The organism is Pectobacterium wasabiae CFBP 3304 (assembly GCF_001742185.1).
GTDB lineage: Bacteria > Pseudomonadota > Gammaproteobacteria > Enterobacterales > Enterobacteriaceae > Pectobacterium > Pectobacterium wasabiae.
In genome coordinates, this window is the sequence record NZ_CP015750.1 from 4,217,814 (window position 1) to 4,232,235 (window position 14,422).

Consider the following 14,422-nt stretch of genomic DNA (forward strand, 5'->3'; position numbering starts at 1 on the left):
TGGCATAAACCCAAATCAATTATTCTATTCACATAATTATTTCAGCATACATAAATAAACCCGAGATATATTCACTGCTCTATTTTTTTAAGATAAAACCGATTTACCTATTTATACAAAACACCGATTATTGGTGCGCCAGAATAATGGGTTTTCAAAAAATGGATTTCCGTTTTGGCGTTGTTATTTTTACAACTCACCTATGTTATTAATCTTGAATCATATTGGATGTGAAACATGAATAAAATAACCTCGTTAACGCTGTCTGCATTATGCTTTATCCCCCTAATGAATACCGCTCACGCCCAGTGGGAATTGGACGATATCTGTTATGGCTACGCAACCGCAACTGGCTCTGGATATCAAGGGGGGGCCCTCCTGCTAGACCCTATTCCACAGAACATGGAGATCACCGCATTAAACCGGAGCCAGTTGGATTATCGCGGTGTTAAAGCATCACTAGCAGGGGCTTACCTGAAAGTGAATGGTCCAAAAGGCAGTACGGTCGTTTATGTCACCGATCTTTACCCAGAAGGTGGCGATTGTGCATTAGATTTATCGTTTAACGCTTTCGAAAAAATAGGTGACCTGCGGGATGGGAAAATTAATATCGACTGGACGCTGATCGAAGCACCGGTAAATGGCAACGTTATTTATCGTATAAAGGAAGGTTCAAACCCTTATTGGGCTGCGGTGCAATTCAGAAACGTAAAATATCCAGTGATTGAAATGAAATATATGCGCGATAACCAATGGATTGCCGCACAAAAAACCGATTACAACCACTTCATTGTGGAACACGTCGGAATGAATGATATTCCTATCGAATTTACCGATGTAAAAGGCAACGTCCTCAGTGATACGCTGCCGCCGATGTCACAAAGCACCTCATCTGCGTACCTGATCACGGGCAACGTCCAACTATAGACGCCGACAACTTGAGGGCGCTGACACCGTGCAGCCCCTCGTTTCTGTCCGATAACGTTTAACAAAAAAAACCGTCATTTTTACCTAATGCAGATCGTTTAAGCATCGAGATACACGGGGGTGAGGCGTCCCTGCGGGAACCTCCCTCTGTGTTTCCCCTAATGACGGACTTAAACGAATGGCACTACACCATTTTTCCCAGCTTTTTCATCGTATTATCCGGGTGTTGTCCGTTGTTCGTGGGGACACGTCTTGCTTCCCACTTTTTCTATTGCTCAAATATTTGTTAGTTTTATCACTTCTTTAAGCGTTTGATTCGCCATCATTCGCACTACAGTATACCCTGTCGCAGGTTACATTCTATTTTCTGCTTTAGGCATCATTACAAAAGGTCTCTTTTGCGTGGCAAAATTATTTTTACGTAGTGGAAGTTTGGATGATTTTCTGGCGCTGGGTGAAAACGGGCAGCCAGTTTATGCATCGGCACTTCAATTGCGGGAAACGTTACGTCTCAGAAAACAACAGCAGATTGCCGATTGTCTGGCGATCCCCCAACCCAACGAGCATGGCGACCGCATTGACTGGTATGCGTCAATTGACGGTAAAGTCACCTCCTGGATTGCTGCCAGTGAAGAAGAACGAGAAAAGGCGCTGTCGTTACTGGAAACCTATCAAACTGCGGTTGCTGACATCAGTCAGCGTGCGCAACATGCAGAAAAAGCCGGGCAGAAGCTTTTCGGTGTTCTGCTGGCAAAAGCGCTACAGTTCCCCGGAGCAAACCACGTCTATCTGGTTGATGGCAAACCCGTCTTAACGTTCTGGGGCTTCGTCAATCTCGATAAGAAATCCCGTCTTGATGCGCTGGACTGTCTGCGACCGGTCATCAAGGAAATCGAACCGCTTGTGGTCGCACCAACTCCCGTTGCAAGCGTCCCAACGCTTCCAGTGGTCGAACCGGTACCCGAGCCAGAACGACAGCCTATTGCTCAGCCCGACTCCGTCGAGCCAACGCCAGAACCTACCGCCGCGACAGCATTGCCTGCTCGTCCGCCATTCTTCCGCCTGTGGTGGTTGTTACCTGCTGCTGCACTGTTAGCTATTCTGGCATTGCAAATACGTGGCTGCGTGTCAGGACAAGACGATAAACCGACATCCGAACAGGCTGCAACGGTCAAGCAGGAAAAACGTGTCTTACCTTCTTCCACCCCGGCTGAACCCACACCGCCACCTGCTCCACCGGTAGCAGAAAAAGAGATCGTAAAAGCCGTTGAGCCTCCTGTTTCAGCACCGCCTATCGTAGAAGAAGTCAAGCCAGAAGCCCCTGCGGTTGTCGAACCCAAAGAACCTGTTGCGCCACCGGTTGAACCTGTTATTGAGCAAGTACCAGCACTTCCTGCGGGCCGGGATGACTTAGTAATGCCGGCAGATGCGGTGAAAATCGGTTCTATCAAATTCCTGAACGGTAACTGGCGCGTCATTGTTGATGGAAAAGCCCCAATTACCGGAAGGCCACCTAGCCTGCGCTACCAAATTCAAAATGGCAAAGGGACTGCGCGAATTACTCATGGTGACGGTGTCACGTGTCGCGCCAATATCGAGGCAGGATTAATGGGCTCTGGCAACCTGATCATCAACAGTCGTTCTGGTGCCCGCTGTTCCGATAATTCTCGTTTCCAAATGCCGGAACTGGTCTGTAAACAAGGTGCGTCTGGCACCGCAGCGGAATGTATTGGTCGTTATGACGCAGACACCGTTTTCCCGATGACGATAAAGCGCGAGAGTAAATAATCATGCTGGCGACGATTACCGATTATAAACAACGCATTACGTTGATCCAGGACAGCGGAATTCAGTTTTTGGATTTTGCATTAAAGCCGCAGTTTTTGGCTGAACGCGCTAATAGCTATGTGCGTAAGAGTGCCAATGGCCCTTTACTGCACCTGCTTTACGATGAACACACGGACAAATACCTGTTGCCTTCCGTAACGGGGATGCAGCCGGAAGTGGTGAAGCCTGAGTTGAGCATTTCGCTTGAGCAATCGCTGAAGCTGCTGGAGAAAATCTGGCTGCCATTGCCCTTCTTCCGCTTCAATCCGCCGCGCACTTTTATGGGTGGCCCGGACAACTGGGCTCGCATGCAGATCCTGGCGTTGGATACGCCCGATCAGGACGGCAATACGCACCGCATTTGTCTGGCATTCGATACCAAAACCTATCCGGAAGGTCATGAATACGAGTCGCTGGCACCGAATGCCAATGACATCAAAACGGGTGGAAATTTCGCGCTGGCTTATCACAGCGACGAGCTGGGTGAATTCCTCGATGAAACCTGGGTCGACGGCTGGCTGCGTGAAGTCTTTACTCAACAGGCGAAAGCGCAGGAAAACCGTGATAGCCATGATGTGAAAGTGGCGTTAAGGGGATTCGAATATCAGGCGCATTATTTAAATGTGTTAGATATGCTGGGTAACCAGCTAGAAATACCAGAAATTCGCATCAATACCAGCACATTGCAGGAGCCGGTGGTCAACGTCGACCTAATTTTGGATGTCGGAAATTCACACACCTGCGGCATTTTGGTTGAAGATCATGCAGACGAAAGCAACGGCCTGAAGCAAACCTATGAACTGCAACTGCGCGATCTGAGTGAGCCACATTATCTGTATAACGAACTGTTTGAGAGTCGTGTTGAATTTTCTCAAGCAAAGTTCGGCAAAGAAAATTTCTCCGTAGAAAGTGGCCGCGATGACGCTTTCATCTGGCCGTCGATCACCCGCGTCGGGCGTGAGGCTAGCCATATGGCACTGCTGCGTCAGGGAACGGAAGGATCGAGCGGTATTTCCAGCCCGCGTCGTTACCTGTGGGATGAAGAAAGCTATGCACCAGGCTGGCGCTTCAGCCAGACGGACGCCCATTCGCAAACCGAACCGTTAGCCACCGCTATGCCGTTGACCATCATGCTGAATGATGAAGGTCAACCCCTCTACAACCAGCCGCTGGATGAGCGTTTACCGGTATTTTCACCGCACTATAGCCGCAGTTCGATCATGACCTTCATGCTCTCCGAACTGCTGGCACAGGCACTCATGCAGATGAACAGTGCCGCTCAGCGGTTGAAGATGATCCACAGCAGCGCGCCACGCCAACTGCGCAATATCATTTTGACGCTGCCTTCCGCGATGCCAAAGCCTGAACGTGAAATTTTCCGCCGCCGGATGCATGAAGCCATTGCGCTGGTCTGGAAAGCGATGGACTGGCACCCAATGGATGACGATTTCACCACACTGGCCGACAAGCAACAGAGCCGGGTTCCGGTGCCTGAGGTGCAAATCGAATGGGATGAAGCGACGTGCGGGCAGATGGTTTATCTGTATAACGAAGCGCAGGTGAATTTTGGCGGTCGAGCAGAAGATTTCTTCGCCAGCATGGCGCGACCAGATAAAGAACTCGACGAAGGTGAACCCGTAGGAAAAACGCTGCGCATTGCCTCAATCGATATCGGCGGCGGCACCACCGACCTCGCCATTACGCAATATCTGCTCGATGACGGTGTGGGCAACAACGTCAAAATCATTCCACGCCTGCTGTTCCGCGAAGGCTTTAAGGTTGCGGGTGACGATATCCTGCTGGATGTGATTCAGCTTTATATCCTGCCTGCACTACAGGCTGCGCTGAAAACCGCAGGGCTGGCCAGCCCGGATGCGCTGATGGCGAAACTGTTCGGCAATGAAGGCCGTATGGACGCGCAGCTTACGCTACGCCAACAGGTGACGTTGCAGGTCTTTATCCCGATCGGTCGTGCAATTTTGGAAGCCTATGAGCGCTTTGATCCACTGGACACCAGCGCCGAGATCGAATCGACCTTCGGCGAATTGTTGGAACAGGCACCGACGGACAAAGTGCTGGAATACATCAATACGGAAGTGCAGCGCGAACTGCCGGTTAGCGATAGCGTATTCGATATTTTGCAGGTGCCGCTTATCCTCAAATTGAGCAAGCTGCACGGCGAATTTCTGTCTAACAAAATGAACATCACACAGAATCTGCGTCTGATGTCTGAAGTAGTATCGCTGTATTCGTGCGATGTGCTGCTGCTCACTGGCCGCCCTTCGCGCTTCCCGGGGATTCAGGCGCTGTTCCGCCACCTGCAACCGCTGCCGATTAACCGAATGCTGTCGCTGGATGGGTATCACACCAATGACTGGTATCCGTTTAACAAACGCGGACGTATCGATAACCCGAAATCCACCGCTGCCGTCGGCGCAATGCTGTGCCTGCTGGCACTCGATCTGCGTCTACCGGGTTTTTACTTTAAGGTCGGTGATTTTCAACCCTACTCTACGGTGCGCTACCTCGGCATGATGGACAGCAATAACGCACTGACGCTGGATAACGTGTATTACAGCGATATCGATCTGGATGCCCCAGATTTCGTGCTTGACCCAAAACATAGCTTCCAGGTGCGCGGTTCACTCTGCCTCGGTTTCCGTCAGTTAGACAACGAACGCTGGCCCGCCTCCTCGCTCTATATGCTATCAATTGTCGATCAGGATTTAGCCCGCAAAGTCGTCGGTGACAGTAAGCTGCACGTCCGGTTGGCCGTGACAAAAAGCGACGATCAGGACAGCCCTGAGCGCTTTGAGATTGCCGATGCGGTACTGGAAGATGGCACTCGCGTGCCGCCCCATCATTTACGACTCAAATTGAACACATTATCCGCTAACGGTTCAGGAGCGACCCATTATTGGATCGATAGTGGGAGTGTATTTAAAAAATGAAACGATTAACGCCTAAACAGCTTTCCACTCGGCTTCACGGCCAGCTACAGGCCGTCACGCAAGGTGTTGAACAGGCCATTGACTGGGTTGAAACTACGCGTCAGAACGCCCCTCGTCTGGATATTGAGGCAGACCGCCTGATCGTCAAATTGCGCCGTAATCATAATAAAGCGCAGCACCTGTCCGATGTGGCGCAGAAAGAGATTGCCATCGGCTTTTTTGGCCTGTCTCAGGCGGGGAAAAACTATCTTATCGCGGCGCTGGCCGGGGGAGAAAACGGCAAACTAGAAACCTCATTTGAAGGGCAACCGCTGGATTATATCGATCATATTAATCCGTCTGACCGGGCTGCGGCGCTTGTCACGCGCTTTAGCCGACAGTCTGGCGTGAAGAACAAATCGTTTCCCGTGCAGTTGCAACTTCTCAACGAGCTGGATATCGGCAAGATCATGGCCAACGCGTTTTTGAACGATCTCAACCAAGAGACAACGTTTGAAGAACTGGATGAACGCCATATCGCTGAGCACATTAAAACGCTGTTGATGCACCGTCAGCCAGAACTCGTTGAAGGGATGAGCCGCGATGATGTGGTCGAACTCTGGGACTATCTCGCGCGTCATGATGTCAAACGACAGAAACAGCTAGAGGCACACTTCTGGCCTGTTGCAATTGAATTAGCCCCCTATCTCGCCGTCGATGACCGCGCCCAACTTTTCTCGGTATTGTGGGGCGAATTGAATGCGCTGACCGCAGCGTATCGCCATTTCAGCCACACGCTGCAACACCTGTCCGGTACGAGTAAGCTGTTAGTACCGTTACGCACGTTGGTGGATGATGATTTTAACCCAGAGGACAGCTTGATCGACGGCTCGGCGCTGGAACGGTTGCACAGCGCCGACGATCCCGGCGTGCTGGTGCGCCCGCTCCAGAATGGTCGTGCCGGGAAAACAACGGAGCTCTCGCTGGCTGAGTTAACGATGCTGACGGCGGAGTTGCTGATCCCGCTGCATTTGCCTCCCAAAGAAGCATTGTTCGAGCAGGTCGATGTGTTGGATTTCCCCGGCTTTGGTGAGATCGTGCCACCAGCAAAACGCCAAAATATACCGTATCCACTGGCGCACACGCTATTGCGTGCAAAACGCGCCTATCTGCTAGAGCGCTATACCGATAATCAGGAAATGAACGTACTGATGGTATGTAGCGCCGCTGGCGATCGTGGTGATGTTAAAGTAGTCGGTAAGGCCTTAGATCACTGGGTTAAACAAACTCAGGGCGAAAACGCGCAGGTTCGTAGCCACCGTAAACCGGGGTTGATTTGGGCAGTTACCCGCCACGATCGACGTATTACGCACGGGCAAAACTATGATGCTGCGGTACAGCGTTATGTGGGCAACCCAGGCGATGCCTGGGGAACAATGCTGGCGATGGATAAGCGTGGCGTGGCGCGTATGGCAACGTGGTTGGGGGCTGAAGTCCACCGAGAGGTTAAACTCGGGCGCATCGGTGAACAGCTTAACGAACTCCAACGTGAGCTCAGCGATAACCTGCTGGGTAACTGGTATTTGCCCGTCGATGTTGACGATCCTGCGGAAAAACAGCGCGTCGCAGAAACGTTGCTTAAATCGCTCCAGACCCGAACCGGCGTGCACGGCGAGTTGCTGGAACGTCTTCTACCTTCGCGTGATGAACTGCGCCGTCTGTATCTGCAACAGCGAGGCACAGGCTATGGCAATTTCCTCACCGATGCTGAAGATCCCTCCGCCCCTCTAGCCAATAGCGATCCGTTTGGTGTCGGGATCGAAATCGATCTCTTTGCCGATGAGCCGATCGCTTTCGATCAGCCTGCACCGCCCGTTCTTGCCGTCGATCATGGCTATGAAGCGGACTATGCGCACGGCGTTTATCGCTACTGGATTAACTACCTGCGCGGTCTGCCGGAAAATGCCCCGCTCCTCGATCTGCTGAACGTGCCGAAATCAACGATCGAAATGCTGGTTGAAGAATTGATTACCGGCAGTATCCGTTTGCGAATTGAAGAGGCATTGGTCGATATGCTGGTCGACGGTGAGTCGTTGGGCATCAACCGCGAGAATAAAGCTGACCGTCAGGTTTCGCGCGTGCTAACTATTCTCGGGGATTTTGTTGCTTGGCTCGGCTTCCAGCAGCTTGATGAATCCTTGCGCCCTGCCAGCCGCATTAATCGCGGCCATAAAATTTTCGCCAAGCCGGAAAAACAAGCGGTCAGTTTTGGTGCTTCGCAGCGCCTAACCAAGCTGTCGCTCACGCCCACCAACAATACGGCGTTTTATATTTATGACTGGTTGGTTGGCCTGAACGAGATGATTATTCAGAATGCTGGCTATTCCGCTGCACGCGAAGTCAGTGCTGAACAGCGCGAGCAATTGGGCACTATTCTGGCGTTGATTAGACCCGCAGAGAAATAATTTCCAACCCACCGCTATTGATATAGGAAATATGGCGTGACGTTGTCACTATCATTCATGTCATGTTTCCTTTTTCCTGCCACATTCTCCCTCCTAATGTGTTTATCGCTCCCCTATCATTCCTAAAATCGTATTTGACGAACGGTGGATTCAATCTATACCTAAGTTGATGACTTTCAATTAATAAGCGTTGACGTTCCTCTATCTGTTAGCCATTTCCATTGCATGGACGTGGGTAACATTAACAGGAGTGGTTATGACGATAGAAAAAGCACGCGAGGAAGACGGTATCTCGCTAGAAAATAACGAGTATGAGCCCATTCTGCTGAAAATAAAGGCATTCTATCGCGAACTGGCAACCGAGGGATTAACGGAACTCGGTGATATCTATCATCAGGATATTCATTTTATCGATCCCGTTTCTAGCCATCATGGGCTGAGTGCTTTACATCGTTACTTTTTTCATTCACTCGAACATCTGAGCTATTGTCGGTGCGATATCACCGATATTCATACGTTTCGCGGCGGTGCGACGATGTTCTGGACGATGCATTATGCACATCCGTCCTTAAAACGTAATACGCCGCTGACGCTCGCAGGCTGTAGCCATCTGCTCTTTGCCGACAACAAAGTTATCTACCACCGTGATTATTACGACATGGGGGCGATGCTTTATCAACATGTTCCCTTGCTCGGCTTGTTAATCAACTATCTGAAGTCGAGACTTCAGAAATGAACCCGTACCATCAGTACAGCTCAGGGCAGAAAGGCCATAAGCTAACAGCATAGCGATTGATTCTTTTCACTCAAACCCCAAGAGGTAAAAGACAATGAAACTGAAGGCACTTATCCTGACAGGCGTGTTCTTTTCCTGTTCCACCTTCGCGGCAAGCACCACGGTGACGCTGAATGAAGCGCTGCCTACCGGTACTGGCGGCAGTATCGGTGAAGTCTCCCTTACGGAAACACCATACGGCCTGCTTTTCACGCCGAATCTGAAGGGACTGGACGCGGGTATTCACGGATTCCACGTGCATGAAAATGCCAGTTGTGAACCCGCCGAGCAAGACGGTAAATCGGTTCCCGCACTGGCGGCGGGCGGCCACCTCGATCCGAAAAAAACGGGTAAACACCTTGGGCCTTATAACGACCAAGGGCATTTAGGCGATTTACCCGGACTGGTGGCTACTGCCGACGGCACGTCAACCTATCCAATTCTGGCTCCCCGAATAAAATCACTGTCTGAGGTGAAGAATCACGCATTGATGGTTCATGTCGGCGGGGATAACTATGCGGATATGCCAGCAAAACTGGGTGGCGGCGGTGCCCGCATGGCATGTGGCGTGATTAAGTAAAACGAGAAGGGAAAAGAACGATGCCATATCACGAAAGATATGGCATCGAACGTTAGCAATCGTTAGTTATCGGATAGCGCGTTTTAATATGCGATTAGCGCTACTCAGAAAATCATCGGCAACTTTATTCACTTCACCATTGCCGTAGTCCAGTTTTTGCAGACTCGTGGTCCACAGTTGTACCAGCTCCTGATTTTCCATAAACGGTGAAACAGGCACCTTAGATGCGGGTTGCTCAGCGGCTGCCCGATAAGCATTGGCTAACAGGTTACCTGCGTTAATCACACCAATATCTTCCAGCAGTTTTTGGGCTTTCGGGTTAGCAGGCATGCCGTTTTGCAGCCCCACCGCCTTCACGCCTTCTGGGTTACTCAGCATAAAACTCATCAACATCGCCGCCTCTTTCGGATGTTTACTGTTTTTACTGATCGCAAACAGCGAAGACGGTTTGCTTGTCAACCCGGAATCTTTAGCATCTGGCATCGTGATAAATGGCCCGGTTTCTAAGACGGTCTCTTTCGGCATATTGCTGGAATAGGTATAGATGGCCGAATCCCACAGATACATACCGGCTAATTCGCCGTTAATCCACGGGCGGATTTCATAAACGTTAGTACGCCCGAACGAGGAGAAATAACGCTGATCGGGTATCACATGGGAATCAACCAGTTTCTTATAAAAGCCGAAGAGTTCCCTTACCTGATCGCGGCTATAGGCGATGCTTTGCTTCTTCTCATCGATGAGATCAATGCCGTATTTCTGTGCCATGTAGCTGCGGCCGAGCGTGAGAATATCCAGTACATCGCTTGCGCCTTGGGCAACGCCGAGTGGGTAAAAATTGTCACCCAGTTTTTGTTTAAATACCGGGCCTGCGGCAAACAGTTCATCCCAGGTTTTCGGGTAAGCGACACCTGCGTTATCCCAGGTGGTTTTGTTGTAAATCATGCTGCGAGACGTCATCGAAATCGGGAGACCTTGCAGCTTCCCTTTTACGTCTGATGTTTTCAGATAGTTAGGCGGAAAATCCCCCAGCCCTAAAATATCTTTTTGCTTATTCAAATCATAAAAGCCGTCGCCATTACGGGAAAACTGTGGCAACCAGTTCCAGTCAATACGCATAACATCAGGTTCTTGTCCCCCAGCCATCTGTGTTGACAGCCGGGAAAGATAACCATCCCAGCCAGCATATTCCGCTTTGACGGTAATCGTCGGGTTGGCTTTTTGAAACGCGTTAATGGCAGCCAGTGTGGCTTCGTGCCGTTGATTTCCTCCCCACCAGGAGATGCGGATCTCCGCGGCGTCAGCAGAGTGAGAGAAGGCAGCCCCAACAGGAAGAGCAGCACAGAGTAAAAGCAGGTGAGGTAATATGTTCCGTGTTTTCGCCATAATAAAACCCTTATAATAGTATTTGGAGGTTTCCACCCTTCCCCTTTTTACAGGTAGATGGGTACTACGGATGCGGAAGCGTTTGCTGCCGAAATTGCAGGTACTGTTATTAATGACTTCTTTTCAGATTAACGGCCAGCTCGCTTATTTTCACTGGCAGTTCGGTGCGTAGCGATCGATTGGCGGCAATACCCGTTAAAATAGACATCGCCCCATCACGATAATCTGCTGCACGATGTAATGGATCGGGTTCCGGTATACCAAACAGATCGTTTAGCATGACCTGATCGCCGCCGCCGTGCCCGCCTGATTTAAATTCAACCGGTACGGTATAAGGCGCATCAAACATCGGATAGATCTTTATTTCACATTCATCTAGCGCACCTTCATCTTCTTTTTGTCCGCCTCCATTTACATAGGATTTTTCTACCAGTTTCATTTCTAACCGGCCCTTGCTGCCATTAAACACCACGTTCAACCCTTCCCACGGTAAATAAGCGTTTAATGAGTACGTCATAATGGCTTTGTTCTTATAACGAACCATTACACCCAGCACATCTTCAATATTAATACCGTCATCGAACACGCTCTTATCGCGGTAATAACCATCTTCATGTTCGGCGTCTAAATATAAAGCCGTCAGTTGTTCGCTTTTGTTCATATGCAGTGCAAACGGGTCATTCTCTGCCGCAACGCTATTATGTGAACGTGCATAAAACTCAGTGACACCACGAGCTTCAGCATTCGCTTTGCCATAAAAACGCAAATCACCTTGTGCATAGACGGTTTCCGGTTCGCTATTCAGCCAGAAATTCACCAGATCGAAATGGTGAGTGGACTTGTGCACCAGCAATCCGCCGCTATTGCGTTTGTCACGGTGCCAACGACGGAAGTAATCTGCCCCATGTTCGGTATTCAACAGCCACTCAAAATGGACGGAATAAACTTCACCAATGACGCCTGCGGCAATTAATTCACGGACTTTACTGTGATGAGGAGCGTAGCGGTAATTAAAGGTCACCCGTAATTTACGGCCGGTGCGGTTAATCGCATCGATAATCGCCTGGCATTTTTCTTCGTCGATTGTCATCGGTTTTTCGCTGATGACATCACACCCTAATTCCATTGCCCGAATAATATAGTGATGATGCGTCCGATCTATCGATGCCACAATAACAATATCTGGCGTGGTTTCTGCGATCATCTGCTCAAATTGATCGGCATGATACGTCGCCACATTCTCATGCCCAAATTTATGGACAATCTGGTTGGCGTAATCCATCCGCGTCTGGTTTGTATCGCAAAATGCAACAAAGTGACCCTGATCCTGATAATCTCTGGCGATCGATTCCAGATAAAGACCCGCTCGGCCACCCGTTCCCACTACGGCATATTTCTTTTTCATTCTGCGCATGTCCTCCAAATAACGTAGATCACATAGCTATTCGTACATAAAACGCCCTTGCCATAAAAAATAGAACATACCAACATTGTTCACCTTCATATTATTGCCATGCGATAGCGTTACCTGGCAGTAGGATAAAGATTGGCATGTTCCATCTCTCATAAATACAAATTGAATATTTACTATATTACCGTTTGATTTTATTGGTAATGTTAGATGCGATTTATCCCACACACCTCACACTGAATGAGCACCGCTTCTCTTAACGGCTTATGCGCCAACGGGATCCACCCTAAAATGGCGTACCGTTCTTCTATTCTTGTCAGACTCAGCATGCACGGAGGCGACACGGGTCACGATCGTGATGGCTTTCTCTTTTTTCGCCTCACTGCGTGACACATCTCGCATTTTATTTTCAATCCATCTGAGGATGCAGGATAATCGACGCGCAACTAATGAGAGATGCAAGAAAGCGACAAACGCGTAAGGAATCACTATGCAGATTTTTTTCCAGGACACCATGGCAACCCCGCTTGGGGAGTTATTGATTATTGCTGATGAAAATAATCATTTGCGCGCCGTCGAGTGGCGCGAATACGAAGAGGATTTATTTCGCTCGCTCAATCGCAGTTATCGAAACGATCCTTTCTCGTTGCAGCCACGTCATAATCCAGGTGGTCTGACAGACAGCCTGCAACGCTATTTTGATGGCGAGTTAGCGATTATTGATACGCTGCCCGTTGCTTCCGTGGGAACCGAATTTCAACAGCAGGTTTGGCGGGAATTACGCAAAATCCCCTGCGGAGAAATTACCACATACGGTGAACTGGCGACGTTACTGGGACGCACTGGCGCAGCACGTGCCGTCGGCATGGCAAACGGCTCAAACCCTGTCAGCATCGTGGTTCCGTGTCATCGTGTTATCGGCGCTGGTGGAGCGATGACCGGCTATGCTGGAGGAGTACACCGTAAGCAGTGGCTACTGAAGCACGAAGGTTATTTGGCTCGCCAAAATAGTTTACCGTTATAATTATAACGTGGACGACACGTAAAAAACCCATGCCGAATTGCTTATCATCGTAAGCGATTCGGGTTAAGCAATGTGTTAACCGTTCGGTAACGCGATAGATGATAATATTATCGTCACGTGGCGTTTATATACCGAAACATTTTCCAGAAAAATCGAAAATTTATAGTTAGTTCACTATTTATTGGTCTATTCCTGTGATTGTCGGTCTTATCACAGCCGATAAAAGCTGTTAAAATTGACCAATATCAATTATTGCCTGAGCAAAGCCTATGATCCCGGAAAAGCGAATTATCCGACGCATCCAGTCTGGCGGTTGTGCAATCCACTGTCAGGATTGCAGTATCAGTCAGCTATGCATCCCTTTCACCCTGAATGAACACGAGCTCGATCAGCTCGACAACATCATTGAAAGGAAGAAGCCTATCCAGAAGGGGCAAGCGCTGTTTAAAGCAGGTGATGAGCTGAGATCGCTGTACGCGATCCGTTCCGGTACGATAAAGAGCTACACCATTACAGAGCAAGGCGATGAGCAAATTACTGGCTTTCATCTGGCGGGCGATTTAGTCGGTTTTGACGCGATTGGTACCGCGCAACACCCAAGCTTCGCTCAGGCGCTGGAAACTTCAATGGTCTGTGAAATCCCGTTCGAGACGCTGGACGATCTCTCAGGGAAAATGCCGAACCTGCGTCAACAGATGATGCGCCTGATGAGCGGCGAAATTCGTGGCGATCAGGACATGATTTTGCTGCTGTCGAAGAAGAATGCTGAAGAGCGTCTGGCGGCGTTTGTTTACAACCTCTCCCGCCGTTTTGCCCAACGTGGCTTCTCGCCGCGTGAATTCCGTCTGACCATGACGCGTGGTGACATTGGTAACTATCTGGGGCTGACCGTTGAAACCATCAGCCGCCTGCTGGGGCGTTTCCAGAAGAGTGGTACGCTGGCAGTAAAAGGGAAATACATCACGATCGAGAATATCGATGCGCTTTCCGAATTAGCCGGATCTTCACGCAAATAATATTCCCCCCTAACTATTTGACGCTGCCACTTTTTTTGCTGTGGCAGCGTCATTGTTTTTCCGCTTCCCTGCATTATCCGT

Annotated in this window: 10 protein-coding genes; 8 read left to right on the plus strand and 2 right to left on the minus strand. The window is 49.7% G+C overall.

All coding sequences use genetic code 11. The features are described 5' to 3' along the window. Positions 1-237: 237 nt before the first annotated feature. From A7983_RS19305 to sodC, 6 genes are all read left to right on the plus strand, one after another. Positions 238-927, plus strand: a complete 690-nt coding sequence (locus A7983_RS19305; RefSeq protein ID WP_005968506.1) for an expansin EXLX1 family cellulose-binding protein — start codon at positions 238-240, stop codon at positions 925-927. A gap of 402 nt (positions 928-1,329) precedes the next feature. Further along, positions 1,330-2,715: an SrfA family protein gene (locus A7983_RS19310; protein ID WP_005968504.1), complete on the plus strand. Its 1,386-nt coding sequence runs from the start codon at positions 1,330-1,332 to the stop codon at positions 2,713-2,715. 2 nt (positions 2,716-2,717) lie between these two features. Beyond that, entirely contained in the window at positions 2,718-5,705 is a 2,988-nt protein-coding gene (locus tag A7983_RS19315; protein ID WP_005968502.1) for a virulence factor SrfB, read from the plus strand. Further along, the gene (locus A7983_RS19320; RefSeq protein ID WP_005968501.1) at positions 5,702-8,149 is read left to right on the plus strand and encodes a putative virulence factor; all 2,448 of its coding nucleotides are present in this window, start codon (positions 5,702-5,704) and stop codon (positions 8,147-8,149) included. The genes A7983_RS19315 and A7983_RS19320 overlap by 4 nt, the downstream gene beginning before the upstream one ends. Before the next feature lie 256 nt (positions 8,150-8,405). Continuing rightward, a complete protein-coding gene (locus A7983_RS19325) occupies positions 8,406-8,885 on the plus strand; it encodes a nuclear transport factor 2 family protein (protein WP_005968499.1) in 480 nt (159 codons plus the stop codon). Positions 8,886-8,979: 94 nt separating this feature from the next. Continuing rightward, positions 8,980-9,504, plus strand: a complete 525-nt coding sequence (sodC, locus tag A7983_RS19330) for a superoxide dismutase family protein (RefSeq protein WP_005968498.1) — start codon at positions 8,980-8,982, stop codon at positions 9,502-9,504. 66 nt (positions 9,505-9,570) lie between these two features. Here the strand turns inward: sodC and A7983_RS19335 are convergent, their stop codons facing one another. Further along, positions 9,571-10,890, minus strand: a complete 1,320-nt coding sequence (locus A7983_RS19335) for an ABC transporter substrate-binding protein (RefSeq protein WP_005968497.1) — start codon at positions 10,888-10,890, stop codon at positions 9,571-9,573. A 109-nt stretch (positions 10,891-10,999) separates the two neighbouring features. Beyond that, the gene (locus A7983_RS19340) at positions 11,000-12,295 is read right to left on the minus strand and encodes a Gfo/Idh/MocA family oxidoreductase (RefSeq protein WP_005968496.1); all 1,296 of its coding nucleotides are present in this window, start codon (positions 12,293-12,295) and stop codon (positions 11,000-11,002) included. Between the two features lie 496 nt (positions 12,296-12,791). On the opposite strand from A7983_RS19340, the gene ogt reads away from it, so the two are divergent. Continuing rightward, the gene (gene ogt / locus A7983_RS19345) at positions 12,792-13,325 is read left to right on the plus strand and encodes a methylated-DNA--[protein]-cysteine S-methyltransferase (RefSeq protein ID WP_005968493.1); all 534 of its coding nucleotides are present in this window, start codon (positions 12,792-12,794) and stop codon (positions 13,323-13,325) included. A gap of 269 nt (positions 13,326-13,594) precedes the next feature. Next, on the plus strand, positions 13,595-14,341 hold the full coding sequence (fnr, locus tag A7983_RS19350) for a fumarate/nitrate reduction transcriptional regulator Fnr (protein WP_005968491.1): 747 nt from the start codon (positions 13,595-13,597) through the stop codon (positions 14,339-14,341). Positions 14,342-14,422: the final 81 nt, after the last annotated feature.

Coding starts and splice junctions, on each gene's coding strand:
- A7983_RS19305 (WP_005968506.1), top strand. CDS start 238: ATGAATAAAATAACCTCGTTAACGCTGTCTGCATTATGCTTTATCCCC.
- A7983_RS19315 (WP_005968502.1), top strand. CDS start 2,718: ATGCTGGCGACGATTACCGATTATAAACAACGCATTACGTTGATCCAG.
- A7983_RS19320 (WP_005968501.1), top strand. CDS start 5,702: ATGAAACGATTAACGCCTAAACAGCTTTCCACTCGGCTTCACGGCCAG.
- A7983_RS19325 (WP_005968499.1), top strand. CDS start 8,406: ATGACGATAGAAAAAGCACGCGAGGAAGACGGTATCTCGCTAGAAAAT.
- sodC (WP_005968498.1), top strand. CDS start 8,980: ATGAAACTGAAGGCACTTATCCTGACAGGCGTGTTCTTTTCCTGTTCC.
- A7983_RS19335 (WP_005968497.1), bottom strand. CDS start 10,890: ATGGCGAAAACACGGAACATATTACCTCACCTGCTTTTACTCTGTGCT.
- A7983_RS19340 (WP_005968496.1), bottom strand. CDS start 12,295: ATGAAAAAGAAATATGCCGTAGTGGGAACGGGTGGCCGAGCGGGTCTT.
- ogt (WP_005968493.1), top strand. CDS start 12,792: ATGCAGATTTTTTTCCAGGACACCATGGCAACCCCGCTTGGGGAGTTA.
- fnr (WP_005968491.1), top strand. CDS start 13,595: ATGATCCCGGAAAAGCGAATTATCCGACGCATCCAGTCTGGCGGTTGT.